Raw genomic sequence first — 16952 nt, 5'->3', positions numbered from 1 at the left:
CCGCGGGGACCTGCGCGAGAAGCGGCCACCGGCCCGCACGCGAAGGTCGACCCGGGGGCGCGGGGAACTGCGCGAGGAGCGGCCACCGGCCCGCACGCGAAGGTCGACCCGGGGGCGCGGGGAACTGCGCGAGGAGCGGCCACCGGCCCGCACACGAAGGTCGACCCGGGGGCGCGGGGAACTGCGCGAGGAGCGGCCACCGGCCCGCACACGAAGGTCGACCCGGGGGCGCGGGGAACTGCGCGAGAAGCGGCCACCGGCCCGCACACGAAGGACGACCCAGGGGCGCGGGGAACTGCGCGAGAAGCCCCACCGGGCCGCGCGTGACGAACAACCCAGGGGCGCGGGGAACTGCGCGAGAAGCGGCCACCGGCCCGCGCGTGACGAACAACCCAGGGGCGCGGGGAACTGCGCGAGAAGCGGCCACCGGCCCGCGCCTGACGAACGACCCAGGGGCGCGGGGAACTGCGCGACCAGCCCCCACCGGGCCGCGGACGAGGGACGGGGTTACAGCCAACCCTGCTGACGAGCGGAGCGCATGGCCTCCATGCGGTTGCGGGTGCCCGTCTTGCCGATCGCCGAGGAGAGATAGTTGCGCACCGTCGACTCCGAGAGATGCAGCTTCCCGGCGATGTCGGAGACCGTCGCGCCGTCGGCCGAAGCGCGGAGGGCATCGGCCTCCCGGGCCGTCAGAGGACTCGGCCCCGCGGACAGCGCCGCCGCGGCCAGCGCCGGATCGACCACCGTCTCCCCGCGCAGCACCTTGCGGATGGACTCGGCGAGCTCCTCGACGGGCCCGTCCTTGACGAGGAAACCCGCGGCCCCGGCCTCCATCGCCCGCCGCAGATACCCGGGCCGCCCGAACGTGGTCAGGATCAGCACCCGGCAGTCCGGCACCTGATCCCGCAGCTCGGCGGCGGCGTCGAGCCCGCTGCACCCCGGCAGTTCGATGTCGAGGAGGGCGACGTCGGGCCGGCACGTCAGCGCCGTGTCGACGATGACGTCACCGGCCGAGACCTGTGCGACGACCTCCATGTCCTCCTCCAGGCCGAGCAGCAGCGCCAGCGCGCCCCGCATCATCCCCTGGTCCTCCGCGAGCAGCACCCGCACACTCTTCGCGGGCCGGTGGTCCCGCGGCATCTCTGTCGTCACGGGGAGACCCTACGTGGTCGCTTCCGACAGTTCGGCCTCCCGCGCCGACTCACCCTCGCCGACCGGGAGTTCGGCCGTCACGGTGAATCCGGAGCGCGCGCCGGGCCCCGCCGTCAGCGAGCCGCCCGCCGTCGCGAGCCGTTCCGTCAGGCCCTTCAGACCGGTGCCGCCGATCCCGGAACCGCCCGCCGCCGACGGCCCGGCACCTGCACCGGCACCGTCGTCGACGACCCGCAGCCGCACCCGCTCCCTCGTCCCCTCGACGGTGATGGTGCAGGTGCCGGCCGAGCTGTGGCGGACGGCGTTGGTGACCGCCTCGCGCACCACCCAGCCCAGCAGCGCCTCCGTCTGCGCGGACAGCGGCGGCCCCGACTGCCGGACGACGGGCTCGATCCCGGCGGCGGTGAGCGCCGAGCGCGCGTTGTCCAGCTCGGTCGCGAGGCTGCCCTCGCGGTACCCGGTGACGGCCTCACGGATCTCGGTGAGCGCCTGCCGGCCGACCGCCTCGATGTCGGAGACCTGCTCCAGGGCCGCCTCCATGCTGCGCGGCGCGAGCCGCCGCGCCGCCTCCGACTTCACCACGATCACCGACAGGGTGTGCCCGAGCAGATCGTGCAGGTCGCGGGAGAAGCGCAGCCGCTCCTTCTCCACGGCCTGCCGGGCCAACTCCTCGCGTGCGTCGCGCAGTTGGCGCACCGTGTCGGACAGGGAGAGGATCGCCGCCGTCACCATCGTGGACAGGAACGTGCCGTAGAAGGTGCCGATCGCGTTCCAGCCCTCGGTCAGCGCGCCGACGAGCGCGCTCAGGACGCTGAGCCCGATCCCCACCTTGGCCAGGTGCCGGCCCCGCACGGTCGCCCCGACGGCCAGTCCGAGCAGCGGGAAGAGCGCCAGCCAGCCGTCCCCGTACCCGCCGGCCAGACCGCACGCGAGCAGCAGCATCACCCCGAGCGCCACCCGGGTCGACCGCGACTCCCGGGCCTTCTCGTGGAACGCCCTGAACACCACGTAGACGTAGAGGGTGTTGAAGAGCGGCAGGCCGATCCAGCCGATCCACGGGTTGGGCGTCTCGCCGTTGACCAGGCTGGAGAAGGCGCCGAGCCCCATCAGCATCCACGGCAGCAGCGCGAACCCGGTGGGCGGCGGCCCCATCTCCTCGGCCGGGCGGCCGTGTTCGCCCTTGAGCCGCCGGGCGGCCTTGACCTCCTTGTGCCAGTCCTTCCACTCGCGGTGCGCGTGCCTCCACGCCTGCCAGGAATGCTTCAGCGCCATGACCCGACTCCCCGTTCTCCCCGTTCGACGCTCAGATGGTGCGCGCGGCCCTGCGGTACGAGACCACAGCGTACGAACCGAAGGCCAGCAGCCAGCCGACGAGAATCGCCAGGGCGGCGAGCGAGGGCGCGTGCCCGTCGGCGACGGCCGTGCCGAGCTGCGCGAAGCGGTTCGTCGGCGTGAACGACGAGACGTTCCGCAGCCAGTCCGGGAACAGCGCGACCGGGAACCACAGCCCGCCGAGCACCGCGAGTCCCAGATAGCAGAGCATGTTCAGCCCGCCCAGGGCCTGCGAGGTCAGCCGGTAGCCGTTGCCGAGGCCGAGCAGCGTGAAGGGCAGCGAGCCCAGCCACAGCAGGACGACGATGACGGGCCACTTCCACCAGTCGAGCCGTACGCCGTTCACCGCCGCGCCCGCGACCAGCACCGCCATGACGGCGGGCAGCACGGTCACCGCGCCGGTCAGCGCCCGCCCGACGACACCCTGGTACGGCGCCATCGGCGTGATCCGCAGCTGCCGAAGCCAGCCGATCGCCCGGTCCTCGGCGACCCCGCCCGCCGTGTTCATCGCCGCGCCCAGCGCCCCGTACGCGGCCATCCCGACCATCGACGTCGTCTTCCAACCCCCCTCGTCCGAGCCGAGGTTGGTGAACAGGAGATACATCATCACGGGCATCGCGACCGTGCCGATCACATACCGTCCGTCGCGCAGCGTGCGCCGCACCTCGAGCCGCAGGTAGTCCCCCATCACACACGCTCCAGCTGCTCGTCGAGACGGTCGGTGCCGGTCAGCGCCAGGAAGGCGTCGTCGAGGGAGGCCGGCGCGACCTCCAGATTCCGTACGGCGTCCAGCGCGGCCAGCGCCATCACCGTGGCGTCCGGGTCCTCGGTGCGCAGCCGCGCCCGGTCGCCGCGGATCTCCACCGAGACCACCCCGGGCAGCAGCGCGAGCCCTTCCGTGCCGCGCCCGGCGAGGTCGAAGGCGACGAGGCTGCCGCCGCCCGCCCTGCGCAGTTCGTCGCCGCTGCCGTCGGCGACGAGCCGGCCGTGGTCGACGACGACGATCCGGTCGGCGTGCGCGTCGGCCTCCTCCAGATAGTGCGTGGAGAACAGCACCGTGTGCCCGCGCCGCGCGTACGCCCGCATCGACGCCCAGAACGCGTGCCGGGCCTCCACGTCGAGCGCGGCCGTCGGCTCGTCCAGGACGATCAGCGCGGGGTTCCCGGCCAGCGCCACCGCGAACCGCACCCGCTGCGTCTGGCCGCCCGACAGCTTGTCGACGCGGCGCCCCGCCAGCTCCTCGATCCCGGCAAGACGCAGCGCCTCCGCCACCTCCATCGGCGCCGGATAGCGGCGGGCCACGAAGCCGACCAGCTCGGCGACGGTGACCCGGGGCACGGCCCGGCCCTCCTGGAGCATCGCCCCGACCCGCCCGGCCCGCACCGCGGTCTGCGGCGACGTACCGAACAGCTCCACGCGCCCCTCGTCCGGCTCGTCCAGGCCGAGCAGCAGCGAGATGGCGGTGGACTTGCCCGCGCCGTTGCGGCCGAGCAGGGCGACCGTCTCGCCCGCGTCGATCCGCAAGGAGAGGCCGTCGACCGCGCGGACGTCCCCGAATGTCTTGACGGCCCCCGTGAAGGACACCGCCGGTGTCTTTGTCGTCATGGCAGTGACGGTACGGAGCGGGGACCCGGACGCGGCAGACACGACTGTCCACAGTCCGGCGGTACAAATGTCACACCCACTCGATCTGACGCACAGTCAGAAAGGTCTGGCGGAGGACTTCCCAACCCACCGCCTCTTGGCTATACATGAGGTCGCCGGGAGGATGAGAACACGTTCTACCGGCCCGTGACGACCTCGGTGCGGCCGACGGTGCGGACGGCCGCACCGAGGTCTTGACCAGTTCGACCAGTCAGCCTGAGGAGCGCCTGTCTGATGCCCATCGACGCAGCGAAGGCCGTGGCCGCCGAGCCCAGGTCCGCCGGGATCACCTGGGACCACAAGGACATCCAGCTCTACCACCTGGGCCTCGGCGCCGGTGTCCCCGCCACCGACCCCGACGAGCTGCGCTACACCCTGGAGTCGGCGCTGCACGTCCTGCCCAGCTTCGCCACCGTCGCGGGCGCGGGCATGGGCGTCGTCGGCGGGCTGAGTTCCCCGGGCGTCGACGTGAACCTCGCGCACGTGCTGCACGGCGGCCAGACCATCGAGCTGCACCGGCCGATCCCGGTCGCGGGCAAGGCGACGACCACGTCCCGGGTCGCCGCCGTCTACGACAAGACCAAGGCCGCCGTCCTCGTCCTGCGCACCGAAGTGGCCGACGCGGACGGGCCGTTGTGGACCGCCGACTCCCAGATCTTCGTACGCGGCGAAGGCGGATTCGGCGGCGAGCGCGGGCCCTCCGAGCGCCTGGAGATCCCCGACCGCGCGCCCGACCGCACCGTCGACCGCCCGATCCGCGAGGACCAGGCCCTGCTGTACCGCCTCTCCGGCGACTGGAACCCGCTGCACGCGGACCCCGGGTTCGCCAAGCTGGCCGGCTTCGACCGGCCGATCCTGCACGGCCTGTGCAGCTACGGCATGACCCTCAAGGCCGTCGTCGACACGGCCCTCGACGGAGACGTCTCCCGCGTCACCCGCTACAGCACGCGCTTCGCCGGAGTCGTCTTCCCCGGCGAGACGCTGCGCGTGCGCATGTGGCAGCAGCCCGGCCGGGTGCAGGTGACGGTGAGCGCCGTGGAGCGCGACGAGGCCCCGGTCCTGGCGGACACGCTCATCGACCACACCTGATCGACGTACCCGAAGCAGCGACGCGAAGGAGCCGCACCCCATGCGAGCAGCCGTACTGCACGAGACAGGGCAGGACAAACTCGAAGTACTGGACGACATCGAGGCGGTCGGCTTCGGTCCGGGGAAGGTGAAGATCCGGGTGCGGGCGACGGGCCTGTGCCACTCCGACGTCTCCGCGATGAACGGCGTCCTGCCGCAGCCCGCGCCGTTCGTCCCCGGCCACGAGGGCGCCGGCGAGATCATCGACGTGGGCGACGGCGTCGGCGGACTGACCGTCGGGCAGCGGGTCCTGGTGTGCTGGCTGCCCGCCTGCGGCGCCTGTCCGGCCTGCAAGCGCGGCCAGACCCAGCTCTGCCTCGCCGGGTTCATGAACGCCGGCACCCCCAACTTCAAGCGGCCCGGCGGGGACGTCTTCGGCTTCGCGGGCACCGGCACCTTCGCCGAGGAGGTCGTGGTGGACGCGGGCTGCGCGGTCCCGATCCCCGACGACGTCCCCTTCGACATCGCCGCGCTGATCGGCTGCGGGGTCACCACCGGGCTCGGCTCGGCCATCAACACCGCCGATGTGGCGGCCGGTTCGTCGGTGGCGGTCATCGGGTGCGGCGGCGTCGGCATCTCCGCGATCCAGGGCGCCCGGCTCAAGGGCGCGGCCCAGATCGTCGCCGTCGACCCGGTGGCGTCGCGGCGCGAGGCGGCGCTGAAGTTCGGCGCGACCGAGGCCGTGTCGCCGGACGGGCTCGCCGACGCCAAGCAGCGCATCACCGCCGGTGAGGGCTTCGACTACGTCTTCGAGGTCGTCGGCAAGTCGGCCACGGCCCGCACCGCGTACGAGACGACGCGGCGCGGCGGCACGCTCGTCGTGGTCGGCGCGGGCGCCATGGACGACATGCTCCAGCTCAACATGTTCGAGCTGTTCTTCGACGAGAAGCGCATCCTGCCGTCCATGTACGGCGGCGGCGACGTCCTCGCGTCCTACGAGCGCGCCATCGCCCTGTGGCGGGCGGGCCGCATCGACCTGGAGTCCCTGATCACCCATCGGGTCCCGCTGGCCGAGATCAACGAGGCCCTGGACCAAATGCGCACGGGCTCCGCCCTGAGGACCTGCATCGAGCTCTAGCCCCGCAAGGGGCGCGGGGAACTGCGCGACCAGCCACGACGGCGCGGCACCCGGCGCTATCGCCGAGGCCCCGGGGCTCCGCCCCGGCCCCCGCTGCTCAATCGCCGCAGGGGCTTGATCTGGCCGCACCCGGCAAACGAGAGGAAATGCCCACCATGTCAACGCCGCTCAAGGGCCGCACGGCAATCGTCACGGGCGCAGGCCGCGGCCTGGGCCGCGCCGAGGCCCTCGAACTGGCCCGCCTCGGCGCGAACGTCGTCGTCAACGACTTCGGCCAACCCGGCAGGGACGGCTCGGGCGAGTCCGACACCACCCCGGCCGAACAGGTGGCCCAGGAGATCCGCGCGTCGGGCGGCACGGCCACCGCCCACACCGGCGACGTCGCCGACCACCAACAGGCCGAGGAACTGGTCCAGTTGGCGATCGACACCTACGGACAGCTCGACATCCTGGTCAACAACGCCGGCATCCTCCGCGACCGCATGATCTTCTCGATGACCGAGGGCGAATGGGACTCGGTCATCCACGTCCACCTCAAGGGCCACTACAACACCACCCACTTCGCGGCCCGCCACTGGCGCGAACGCTCCAAGGAGACCGGCGCCCCGGTCTACGGCCGCATCGTGAACACCTCCTCGGAGGCGTTCCTGGCGGGCAGCGCCGGCCAGCCCAACTACGCGGCGGCGAAGGGCGGAATCGTCGGCCTGACCACGTCCACCGCCCTGGCCCTCGCCAAGTACGGCGTCACGGCGAACGTCATCTGCCCCCGGGCCCGCACCCGGATGACGGAAGACGTCTTCGCCGGGTTCGCCCAGCCCGCCGACGGCCTCGACCCGCTCGCCCCCGAACACGTGGCGCCGCTGGTCGGCTACCTCTCGGGACCGTCCGCGGCGCACGTCAACGGCCAGCTCCTCGTCGTGCACGGCGGCATGGTCGCCATCGTCGAACGGCCTCGGGTGCGGGCGAAGTTCGACACGGAGAAGGACGCGTTCACGTACGACGAACTCGACGCGCTGCTCACCCCGCACTACCAGGACCGCCCGCCGAACGAGACCTTCGCGGCGGCGGAGGTGCTCGGCCTCAAACACGGCTGACACGACAGCACGACAGGAGGGGCCCGGTGACGGATCACGTCACCGGGCCCCTCCTGTCGTGTCGACTGTCCTGAACGGACCCTAGACCTCGTCGGCCCGCTCCCCGCGATGCCGCCCACGCGGCCGGGGCTGCTCACTGGGAGCCGCCGCCGACGCGTCGACCGCACCGCGGTGCCGCCCGGAGCCACCGGAGGCCGGGGCCTCCATGCGCTCCATGGTGTCCGTCGTTCCGTTCCTGCCGTTGCTTTCCGTCATCGGAAAACTCACCCCGTAAACCCTTACAAGATCCTTGACTTACAGCCCGGCGAGTCTAACCACCCGCCTTGCGCCCCCCGAGTGGCGCCTGCCCCAAGGGGACCGGACGCGGCGCGGACGGCGCCTCGGGGACGGCCGGAGCGGGCTGTCCGTCCGCGGCCGGAACCGATGGCTCAGGGGCGGATACCCGAGCGAGCCCGCACGACACCTCCCGCGTCACACAAGGAAGAGAAAGCACTCCTTCGCGTGACCAGAACCCGGTGCCGGTCAACCAGCCCGCCGGCGACGCCAGTTGATGCATCGTTCCGTCGGACGGCCGCCACAGCCCCAGCCACGGCGCCCCCGCCGCGTCGCCCGCGCCTCCGGGAGGACCGTCGATCCGCAGCGCCACCGCACAGCTCTCCGGCAGCAGCGTCTGCCCGGGCTGCACCGCGAACGGCGTCACCGTGCAGTCCGCCACCCGCAGCGCCTGCGGGAAGCGGACCGGCAGCGTCGAGCCCAGCACACCCCAGCCCAGCCGGGGCGCACCCGGCGTCGCCGCGTCCGAGCGGACCAGGATCAGCCCGCTGTCGAGATCGGCGAGGAGCAGCCGGTCGTCGCTCTCCTCCGTGATCTGGAGGAGGGGGGTCACCTCGCCGCCCCGCTCCAGATCGACCGCGACGGTCTTCACCGGCCCGCCGTCCCCCGGCTCCCGGTCCAGCGCGAGCAGTCGCCCCGCGCGGTCCAGCCACACCCCGCCCGAACACCGCCCCGGCACCTCGGCCACATGCTCGGGCCCGAACGCGCCGCCCGCCACCAGCCACACATGGGTGGACTTCTCACCCGGCTCCAGGGCGTACGCGCTGCGCCCGTCCGGCGACGGCGGCAGCAGCTCGAGCTCGTCGCACTCCACGGCGCCGAGCGGCACCTCGCCCGTGTCCGGTCCCGTCGGGTACAGCAGGGCGAACAGATGGCGTCGGCCGTCGGCCCGGCGGCGGATCAGCACCCGCCCGTCGGTCAGCGGCAGGACGTCGGTGTCCGGCTCCTCGGGCTGATGGCCGGGCAGCGGCACCGCGTACGGCTCAGGGCCGTCCAGCGTCCACCGCTGCGGGAACCACGAGGTGCCGTCGTACGCGAGCCGCGCCGCGTACGACGCGTCCGCCGTGATCACACAACCGGCGCGCGGCGGCCGGGGCCGCATCTCCGGCGCCGTCTCCAGGGCCAGGGCCGTCATGGGAATCTGTCACCTCCGCTCGTCCCCCCACGGGTGTTCTCCAAGGCCGAAGCTAGTTTTCGCACGTACCTCCAGGGCATTCACGACCGCCCGCTTCACACCAAAGGGTGGCCGTGCCCGCAATCTGCTGAGAGGCGTGCGCCGGATGTGCTGGGGGAGCGGCGAAGGACCCCTGACCTGGCTGGTGTTAGGTTTGCCTAACCAATTGCTGTGCACATCTTGTGCGCCCGGAACTGGAGCAAACCCATGCTCATACGCCCCCGTACGCGCGTCGCGGCCCTGGCCGCCACGGCGGCCGCCGCCCTCGCCCTCACCGCCTGCGGCTCCGGGGACGACGGCTCCGGCAAGGCGGGCAGTGACAACGGCGCCGGCTCCAAGGCCGTGGCCCAGGGCGGCGACGACTTCACGAAGGCCGCCGACGAGACGGCGAAGATGGGCACGACGGCGAAGGCCGGCGAGTTCCCGCGCACCCTCACCCACGCGCTCGGCAAGACCGAGATCAAGAAGAAGCCGCAGCGCGTCGTCGTCCTCGACGTCGGCGAGCTGGACAACGTCGTCTCGCTCGGCGTGAAGCCGGTCGGCTACGCCCCCACCGAGGGCGACGACGGCATCCCGTCCTACCTCGAGAAGGACGCGGGCAGCCCCAAGAACGTGGGCACCATCAACGCCCTCAACATGGAGGCCATCGCGAACCTCCACCCCGACCTGATCCTCGGCAGCGAGCTGCGCGCCGCCAAGCTCTACCCGCAGCTCTCCAAGATCGCCCCCACCGTCTTCTCCATCCGCCCCGGCTTCACGTGGAAGGAGAACTACCTGCTCAACGCGTCCGCTCTCGACGAGAAGGCGAAGGCCGAGGCGAACCTCGCCGCGTACGACAAGAACGTGAAGCAGCTCGGCGCCGACGTGAAGAAGGCCAACGGCGGCAAGGCCCCGACCGTGACGATGCTCCGCTACATGCCGGACCGCATCCGCCTCTACGCCAAGGCCAGCTTCATCGGCACGATCCTCGACGACGCCGGCATCCCGCGCCCGAAGAACCAGCAGATCAACGACCTGGCGACGGAGATCAGCCCGGAGAAGATCGACTCCGCGGACGCCGACTGGATCTTCACCGGCGTCTACGGCGACGCGAAGAAGACCCAGCGCGCGAGCGCCGAGGGCAACCCGCTGTGGAAGAAGCTCGGAGCGGTGAAGAACGGCCAGGCGAAGAACGTCCCGGACGAGACCTGGTACCTCGGGCTCGGCGTCACCGCGGCCGACGAGGTCCTGAAGGACCTGCGCGCCAACCTGGTCAAGTAGCCACGCTTAGGGAAGGGGCACGCGGCGCAGGTAACCTGTCTGCGTGCCCCGCCTGTCTGAAGTCACCGCCGCGCTCGCCACCCTCTGGCCCGCCTCCCTCGCCGAGGGATGGGACGCGGTCGGCACGGTCGCCGGCGACCCGGACGCCCAGGTCACCCGGGTGCTGTTCGCCGTCGACCCGGTCCAGGAGATCGTCGACGAGGCCGTGAAGCTGGGCGCCGACCTGCTGATCACGCACCACCCGCTCTATCTGCGCGGTACGACGACGGTCGCGGCCTCCACCTTCAAGGGCCGGGTGGTCCACACCCTGATCAAGAACGACATCGCGCTGCACGTCGCCCACACCAACGCCGACAAGGCCGACCCCGGCGTGAGCGACGCGCTCGCGGGCGCCCTCGGCGTCCGCGTCGTAGGCCCCCTGGTGCCCGACCCGACGGACCCCGCGGGCCGCCGCGGCCTCGGCCGGGTCTGTGAACTCGACCACCCGGTGACCCTGCGCGAGCTCGCGGGCACCGCCGCCGACCGGCTCCCCGCCACCGCCCAGGGCATCCGGGTCGCGGGCGACCTCGACGCCACGATCCGCACGATCGCGGTCTCCGGCGGTTCGGGCGACAGCCTCTTCGACGACGTACGCGCCGCGGGCGTCGACGCCTTCCTCACCGCCGACCTGCGCCACCACCCGGTGAGCGAGGCCCGCGAGCACTCCGCCCTCGCGCTGCTCGACGCCGCGCACTGGGCCACCGAGTGGCCGTGGTGCGAACTGGCGGCGAGCCAGCTCGAGGCGGTCTCCGAGCGCGAAGGCTGGGGCCTGCGCGTCCACGTCTCGCGCACACCCACCGACCCCTGGACCGCCCACGCGGCGTCCAACAGCCCTCTTTCTACCTTTGGAGCCCCCAACTGAACGCCGCGCCCGCCGACCAGATCCGTCTCCTGGACGTCCAGGACCTGGACGTCCGCCTCCAGCAGCTCGCGCACAAGAAGAAGTCGCTGCCCGAGCACGCCGAACTGGAGTCGCTCGGCAAGGACCTCACGCAGCTGCGTGACCTGCACGTCGCCGCGACCACCGAGGAGAGCGACTGCGCCCGCGAGCAGACCAAGGCCGAGCAGGACGTCGACCAGGTCCGCCAGCGTGCCGCCCGCGACCAGAAGCGTCTCGACTCCGGCACCGTCAGCTCGCCCAAGGACCTGGAGAACCTCCAGCGGGAGATCGCCTCGCTCGCCAAGCGCCAGGGCGACCTGGAGGACGTCGTCCTCGAGGTCATGGAGCGCCGTGAGTCCGCGCAGGAGCGGGTGGGCGAGCTGACCGACCGCCTCGCCTCCGTCCAGGCGAAGATCGACGACGCGACGTCCCGCCGCGACCAGGCCGCCGGCGAGCTGGACACCGAGGCGGCCTCGGTCGCCAAGGAGCGCGAGGTCGTCGCCGCCTCGATCCCGGCCGACCTCCTCAAGCTCTACGACAAGCTCCGCGAGAAGGAGGGCGGCGTCGGCGCCGCCAAGCTCTTCCAGCGCCGCTGCGAGGGCTGCCGCCTGGAGCTGAACATCACGGAGCTGAACGAGGTCCGCGCCGCGGCCCCCGACGCCGTGGTCCGCTGCGAGAACTGCCGCCGCATCCTGGTCCGCACCTCGGAGTCGGGCCTCTAGTGACACAGCCCTCTGCCGGGGCCCACCGGGGCCCCGTCAGGGGCGCGGGGCCGTATCGATCAGCGGCTCCGCCGCGGGGCGCGAGCAACCACGACGGCGCAGCAGCCGCCGTCGAACCGGCAACCGCCAACGGCGCGAAGGCACCCCCGGACCTCGGCACCCCCACCACCTTCGTCCTGCTCCGCCACGGCGAAACCGCCCTCACCCCCGAGAAGCGCTTCTCGGGCAGCGGCGGCACCGACCCGGAGCTGTCGGAGACGGGCCGCGGCCAGGCATCCCGGGCAGCGGCGGCGCTGCGAGCGAAGGGCACGATCGAGGCGATCGTGACCTCCCCCCTCAAGCGCTGCCGCGAAACGGCCCAGGCCGTGGCGGCCCGCCTGCACCTCGACGTCACGGTCGAGGACGGCCTGCGCGAGACGGACTTCGGCGCGTGGGAGGGCCTGACCTTCAAGGAGGTACGGGACCGCCACCCGGCCGACATGAACGCCTGGCTGGCCTCACAGGACGCGGCGCCCACCGGCGACGGCGAGAGCTTCGCGCAGGTCGCGGCCCGGGTCGCCGAGACCCGTGACCGCCTCACCGAGGTCCACCGGGGACGCACGGTCCTGCTGGTCACCCATGTGACGCCGATCAAGACCCTGCTGAGGCTGGCCCTCGGCGCGCCGCCGGAGTCCCTGTTCAAGATGGAGCTCTCGGCGGCGTCCCTCAGCGCGATCGCGTACTACGCGGACGGCAACGCGACCGTCCGCCTCCTCAACGGGACAGCTCACCTGCGATAGCGCACGCCTCGCGGGCCAGCGACTCGACACGGCCCCAGTCCTTCGCGGCGATCGCGTCGCCCGGCAGCATCCAGCTCCCGCCGACACAGCCGACGTTCTTGAGCGCCAGATACGAGCCCGCGTTGGCCGGCGAGACCCCGCCGGTCGGGCAGAACCGGGCCTGCGGCAGGGGACTGGCGAGGGACTTCAGATAGGCGGCGCCCCCGGCGGCCTCGGCCGGGAAGAACTTCATCTCGGTCACGCCCCGCTCAAGGAGCGCAACGACCTCCGACGTCGTGGAGACGCCCGGCAGGAACGGCACCCCGGACCCGCGCATCGCGACCAGCAGGGCGTCCGTCCACCCCGGGCTGACCAGGAAACGGGCCCCGGCGGCGACCGAGTCGGCGACGTTCGCGGGCGAGATGATCGTGCCCGCGCCGACGACCGCCTCCGGCACCCCGTCCGCGATCGCGCGGATCGCGTCGAGCGCGGCGGGCGTGCGCAGGGTCACCTCGATCGCGGGCAGCCCGCCCGCGACCAGCGCCCGCGCGAGCGGCACCGCGTCGGCGGCGTCCTCCACGACGACGACGGGAACGACGGGGGCGAGATCGAGCACGGAGGCAGCGGCAGGCGAGGTCATGGGCCCATCCTGCCTCGCATGGAGCAGCATGCGCAAAGGTCGTTGCGCATGCTGCAATGCGGCTCAGTGAATCTCGTCGACCAGCACGTCCAGGCTCCACGCCCGCCCGGGCTTCGCGGGCTCCTCGACCTCGACCGTGTACCCCAACCGGCGCAGGACGTCCACGAGTTCGGCCGGTCCTGCCGGTGCGGCGCCGGACTCGAGCAGGGCCCGGACGATCCGGCCCTTCGTCGCCTTGTTGAAGTGGCTGACGACCTTGCGGGTCGGCGCGTGCAGCACCCGCACCCCGGCCGTCCGCTCGGCCAGCCCGCCCTTGGGCTTCCAGGCCGCCGCGTACGCCGCCGAGCGCAGATCGAGCACGAGCCCGTCCCCGGCCGCCTCGGGCAGCACCTCGGCCATCGGCGCCTTCCAGTACGTGCCGAGCGCACCGAGCCCGGGCAGCTTCACCCCCATCGAGCAGCGGTACGACGGAATCCGGTCCGTCACCCGCACCGCGCCCCACAGCCCGGAGAAGACGAGCAGCGAGCGCGCGGCCCGCTTCTTCGCGGCGGCGTCGAGCGAGGCCAGGTCGAGGGCGTCGTACAGCACTCCGGTGTAGATCTCCCCGGCGGGCCGGGCGCCGGCCGTGCGCAGTCCGGCGTTCTTCGCGACCTCGCCGCGCAGCCCCTCGCTCAGGCCGAGCACCTCGCGCGCCTTCTCCTCGTCGCCCGCGCACAGCTCGACCAGCTCGTCCAGAACGGTGGCCCGCGCCTCGGCGAGCCCCGGCAGTGAGAGCCCCTCCGGCTTCAGCGGTGCCCCGCGTCCGGAAGCGGCCTTACCCTCCGACGGCGGCAACAGCACAAGCACGGGCTCTCCTCAGACACGTACGGAACAACAGTCGGAACGACCAGCCTACGGCGTGCCGACCGGCCCACCGCCGCCTACGCTCGGTGCCATGCCCCTCCGCCACCTCCGTGTGACCGGCGCGGCGCGGGAGCCGCTCGGTGCCGTGCTGTGCGAGCTGCGTACGCGGCTCGACGTGCCCGGGGAGTTCCCGGCCGACGTGCTCGCGGAGGCCGAGGCGGCCGCCTCGGCGCCGAGACTGCCCGAGCGCGACGAGACGGGCGTGCCCTTCTTCACCGTCGACCCGCCCACCTCGACCGACCTCGACGAGGCCATGCACCTGTCCCGGCGGCCCGGGGGCGGCTACCGGGTGCGGTACGCGATCGCCGACGTGGCCGCCTTCGTCGCGCCCGGCGGCGCGCTCGACGCCGAGGCCCACCGGCGCGTGACGACCCTGTACTTCCCCGACGACCGGACCCCGCTGCACCCGACCGTGCTGAGCGAGGGCGCGGCCAGCCTGCTGCCGGACCAGGTCCGCCCGGCCGTGCTGTGGACCGTCGACCTCGACGCCGACGGGCGGACCGTCGCCGCCGACGTCGCCCGCGCCCTCGTCCGCAGCCGCGCCAAGCTGGACTACGCGGGCGTGCAGAAGGCCATCGACGACGGCACCGCCGAAGAGCCGGTCGCGCTGCTCCGCGAGATCGGGACGCTGCGTGAACGCCTGGAGCAGGAGCGCGGCGGCATCTCCCTCGACGTCCCCGAGCAGGAGATCGTCACCAGCGGCGGCGCCTACGAACTGGCCTTCCGCGCCCCGCTGCCCGCCGACTCCTGGAACGCCCAGATCTCGCTGCTCACCGGCATGGCCGCCGCCGACCTGATGCTCGCCGCGGGCACCGGAGTGCTCCGCACCCTGCCCGCCGCCCCCGACGGCGCCGTGGGCCGCCTGCACCACACGGCGAAGGCGCTGCACATCGACTGGCCGCACCACGTCCCGTACTCCGCGCTCATCCGCTCCCTCGACCCGGAGAACCCGCACCACGCCGCCTTCCTCCAGGAGTGCACGACGCTGCTGCGCGGCGCGGGCTACACGGAGTTCACCGGCGGCGACCTGCCCGCGCTCACCACGCACGCCGCCGTCGCCGCCCCGTACACGCACTGCACGGCGCCGCTGCGCCGCCTCGTCGACCGCTACGCGTCCGAGCTGTGCCTGGCCGCGGCCGCCGGAGCGGCCCCGCCGGAGTGGGTGCTCGCGGCGCTGCCCGGCCTGCCCAAGGAGATGGCCGACGGCACCCGGCGCGCGAACACCGTGGAGCGCGAGTGCGTCGACATCGTCGAGGCGGCGCTGCTGCACAGCCGGATCGGCGAGCTGTTCGACGCCGTGGTCGTCGACGTGAAGGACCACGAACCGGCGGTCGGCACCGTGCAGCTGACCGACCCGGCGGTGGTCGCCCGGATCGAGGGCGGCTCCTCCGCGCTGCCGCTGGGCGAGCCGCTGCGGGTGCGGCTCACGCAGGCGGATCCGGGACGGGCGAAGGTGCTGTTCGCGCCCGCGTGAGCGCGTCGGTGAGCGCCCGGTCCAGGGCGTCGGTGTCCTCCGCGTACAGCCGCACGACGCGTACGTCCTTCGGCCGCCCGAAGAAGGTGAAGTGCCGTACGGGCTCGGCGAGTTCCAGGGTCACGGTGGTCTGCGCGCCGACGTCCAGGTCGAGTTCGCCGTCGGTGGGCGTGTGCATGTACCGGTTCTCCCGCCGCACCCGCGCGATCCGCTCGAACGGGATCCTCAGGTCCACATGGGCCCCGCGGCGCACCCGCAGCGCGTCCTCCGTGACCACGTGCGGCCGGGTGACGGCGGCGGCGTGCAGCCCCAGCACCATCAGCACGGTGTAGACGTCGAGGACCAGGACGATGCCGTGCAGGACCGGCAGGCCGCGCAGCAGCACCCACATCCCGCACGACTCGACGACGCAGACGAACACGAAGGCGTACATCATCACGGCCTGCGCCCGCGCGTACGGGAAGGCGCGGGCCCCCGCCCCGACCCCGTCCCGCCGCCGCGTCACCCACAGCCCGAGGCTCGCCAGGACCCGCAGCTCGTGCCGGAGGACGCGCTTCACCGCTCCTCCTCCGCCAGCCGCATCGCGAGCCGCACGGCCTCCGCCTGCGCGGGGGAGAAGTCGGCGAGGAACAGGTCCAGGAGGGCGTGCTGCTCTACGTCCTCCGGTGTCGGCAGCTCCGCCGGGAGGCACGCGAGCAGGGCCCGGGCCGCCTCGGCCACCCGCGGATCGTCGCGCCCGGCGTCGGCGAGCCCGTCGAGCAGCGCGTACACCTCGCGTACGGCCTCCAGCGCGCCCGGCGCGGTGAGCGCGGGTGCCAGGACGGTCATCAGCTGCGCCCGCGCCTCGGGCGGCGACGTCGCGTCGACGAGGGCCAGCACCTCACGGTCCTTCGTGGCCATCGGCGACTCGAGGTCGACATCGCCGAGACCGGCGAAGAACGCGGCGAGTTCGGGGGAGAGCGGGCTTCCCGCGGGCAGCCCGCCCTGCCGCTCGGCGTCGTCGAGCAGCGTCCGCAGCCGGACCCGCCGTTCGTGCAGCGCGGCCTCCTGCCGGGCGAGATCCGCGTCCAGCTCGGCCAGCACCTCGACGAGGTCCCGGCCCGCGTCGTCGGCGAGCACGTCCCGTACCTCGGCGAGCCCGAGCCCCAGCTCGGTCAGCCGCCGGATCCGGGCCAGTTCCACGGCGTGCCGCAGCCCGTACTCCCGGTACCCGTTCCCCAGCCGTTCGGGCTCGGGCAGCAGCCCGAGGTGGTGGTAGTGCCTGATGGCGCGTGTGGTGACCCCGACGATCCTGGCCAGCTCTCCGATCCGCATGCCTTCAGTAGAAACGTTGACGCTGCG

Annotated in this window: 17 protein-coding genes and 1 pseudogene; 8 read left to right on the top strand and 10 right to left on the bottom strand. The window is 73.0% G+C overall.

Annotated features, from left to right (window positions below; translation table 11 throughout):
• Window positions 1-507: 507 nt before the first annotated feature.
• From ABZ930_RS34930 to ABZ930_RS34915, 4 genes are read right to left on the bottom strand one after another with little or no spacing between them, the layout of a single operon-like run.
• Window positions 508-1140: a response regulator transcription factor gene (locus ABZ930_RS34930; RefSeq protein ID WP_361557263.1), complete on the bottom strand. Its 633-nt coding sequence runs from the start codon at window positions 1138-1140 to the stop codon at window positions 508-510.
• Window positions 1141-1161: 21 nt separating this feature from the next.
• Window positions 1162-2424: a histidine kinase gene (locus ABZ930_RS34925; RefSeq protein ID WP_361557239.1), complete on the bottom strand. Its 1263-nt coding sequence runs from the start codon at window positions 2422-2424 to the stop codon at window positions 1162-1164.
• Window positions 2425-2455: 31 nt separating this feature from the next.
• The gene (locus ABZ930_RS34920) at window positions 2456-3172 is read right to left on the bottom strand and encodes an ABC transporter permease (RefSeq protein ID WP_361557236.1); all 717 of its coding nucleotides are present in this window, start codon (window positions 3170-3172) and stop codon (window positions 2456-2458) included.
• Window positions 3172-4089, bottom strand: coding sequence for an ABC transporter ATP-binding protein (locus ABZ930_RS34915; RefSeq protein ID WP_361557233.1), 918 nt, complete (start codon window positions 4087-4089; stop codon window positions 3172-3174). The genes ABZ930_RS34920 and ABZ930_RS34915 overlap by 1 nt, the downstream gene beginning before the upstream one ends.
• A 273-nt stretch (window positions 4090-4362) precedes the next feature.
• On the opposite strand from ABZ930_RS34915, the gene ABZ930_RS34910 reads away from it, so the two are divergent.
• From ABZ930_RS34910 to ABZ930_RS34900, 3 genes are all read left to right on the top strand, one after another.
• Window positions 4363-5217, top strand: a complete 855-nt coding sequence (locus tag ABZ930_RS34910) for a MaoC/PaaZ C-terminal domain-containing protein (RefSeq protein WP_361557230.1) — start codon at window positions 4363-4365, stop codon at window positions 5215-5217.
• A 40-nt stretch (window positions 5218-5257) separates the two neighbouring features.
• Window positions 5258-6334 carry a Zn-dependent alcohol dehydrogenase gene (locus ABZ930_RS34905; protein WP_361557227.1) on the top strand — a complete coding sequence of 359 codons (1077 nt, stop codon included), beginning with the start codon at window positions 5258-5260 and terminating at the stop codon, window positions 6332-6334.
• A 155-nt stretch (window positions 6335-6489) separates the two neighbouring features.
• The gene (locus tag ABZ930_RS34900) at window positions 6490-7428 is read left to right on the top strand and encodes a 3-oxoacyl-ACP reductase (protein WP_361557224.1); all 939 of its coding nucleotides are present in this window, start codon (window positions 6490-6492) and stop codon (window positions 7426-7428) included.
• An 81-nt stretch (window positions 7429-7509) separates the two neighbouring features.
• Here ABZ930_RS34900 and ABZ930_RS34895 read toward each other — a convergent pair whose 3' ends face one another.
• Both ABZ930_RS34895 and ABZ930_RS34890 read right to left on the bottom strand, forming a co-directional pair.
• Entirely contained in the window at window positions 7510-7683 is a 174-nt protein-coding gene (locus ABZ930_RS34895) for a hypothetical protein (protein WP_361557221.1), read from the bottom strand.
• Window positions 7684-7738: 55 nt separating this feature from the next.
• Window positions 7739-8896, bottom strand: a complete 1158-nt coding sequence (locus tag ABZ930_RS34890) for a hypothetical protein (RefSeq protein WP_361557218.1) — start codon at window positions 8894-8896, stop codon at window positions 7739-7741.
• 246 nt (window positions 8897-9142) lie between these two features.
• Here ABZ930_RS34890 and ABZ930_RS34885 point away from each other — a divergent pair, with 246 nt between their 5' ends.
• The 4 genes and pseudogenes from ABZ930_RS34885 to ABZ930_RS34870 form a co-directional block, all read left to right on the top strand.
• Window positions 9143-10195, top strand: a complete 1053-nt coding sequence (locus tag ABZ930_RS34885) for an iron-siderophore ABC transporter substrate-binding protein (RefSeq protein ID WP_361557215.1) — start codon at window positions 9143-9145, stop codon at window positions 10193-10195.
• 43 nt (window positions 10196-10238) lie between these two features.
• Complete coding sequence (locus ABZ930_RS34880; RefSeq protein ID WP_361557212.1) at window positions 10239-11096, top strand: Nif3-like dinuclear metal center hexameric protein; 858 nt, start codon at window positions 10239-10241, stop codon at window positions 11094-11096.
• Window positions 11093-11836, top strand: a complete 744-nt coding sequence (locus ABZ930_RS34875) for a C4-type zinc ribbon domain-containing protein (RefSeq protein WP_361557260.1) — start codon at window positions 11093-11095, stop codon at window positions 11834-11836. The genes ABZ930_RS34880 and ABZ930_RS34875 overlap by 4 nt, the downstream gene beginning before the upstream one ends.
• A 140-nt stretch (window positions 11837-11976) precedes the next feature.
• Window positions 11977-12615, top strand: a pseudogene (locus tag ABZ930_RS34870) (histidine phosphatase family protein); the annotation flags it as partial.
• Here the strand turns inward: ABZ930_RS34870 and eda are convergent.
• Window positions 12590-13234, bottom strand: a complete 645-nt coding sequence (gene eda / locus ABZ930_RS34865; RefSeq protein ID WP_361557209.1) for a bifunctional 4-hydroxy-2-oxoglutarate aldolase/2-dehydro-3-deoxy-phosphogluconate aldolase — start codon at window positions 13232-13234, stop codon at window positions 12590-12592. The pseudogene ABZ930_RS34870 and the gene eda sit on opposite strands and share 26 nt — an antisense overlap.
• 63 nt (window positions 13235-13297) lie before the next feature.
• A complete protein-coding gene (gene yaaA / locus ABZ930_RS34860) occupies window positions 13298-14080 on the bottom strand; it encodes a peroxide stress protein YaaA (protein WP_361557206.1) in 783 nt (260 codons plus the stop codon).
• An 88-nt stretch (window positions 14081-14168) separates the two neighbouring features.
• On the opposite strand from yaaA, the gene ABZ930_RS34855 reads away from it, so the two are divergent.
• Window positions 14169-15611, top strand: coding sequence for an RNB domain-containing ribonuclease (locus ABZ930_RS34855; RefSeq protein WP_361557203.1), 1443 nt, complete (start codon window positions 14169-14171; stop codon window positions 15609-15611).
• Here ABZ930_RS34855 and ABZ930_RS34850 read toward each other — a convergent pair.
• A complete protein-coding gene (locus ABZ930_RS34850) occupies window positions 15562-16170 on the bottom strand; it encodes a hypothetical protein (RefSeq protein ID WP_361557200.1) in 609 nt (202 codons plus the stop codon). The two genes, ABZ930_RS34855 and ABZ930_RS34850, sit on opposite strands and share 50 nt — an antisense overlap.
• On the bottom strand, window positions 16167-16925 hold the full coding sequence (locus ABZ930_RS34845; protein ID WP_361557197.1) for a MerR family transcriptional regulator: 759 nt from the start codon (window positions 16923-16925) through the stop codon (window positions 16167-16169). The genes ABZ930_RS34850 and ABZ930_RS34845 overlap by 4 nt, the downstream gene beginning before the upstream one ends.
• Between the last annotated feature and the right edge of the window lie 27 nt (window positions 16926-16952).

This window comes from Streptomyces sp. NPDC046716 (assembly GCF_040645755.1).
Lineage (GTDB): Bacteria > Actinomycetota > Actinomycetes > Streptomycetales > Streptomycetaceae > Streptomyces.
This window is presented reverse-complemented; position numbering and strand designations above follow the sequence as displayed.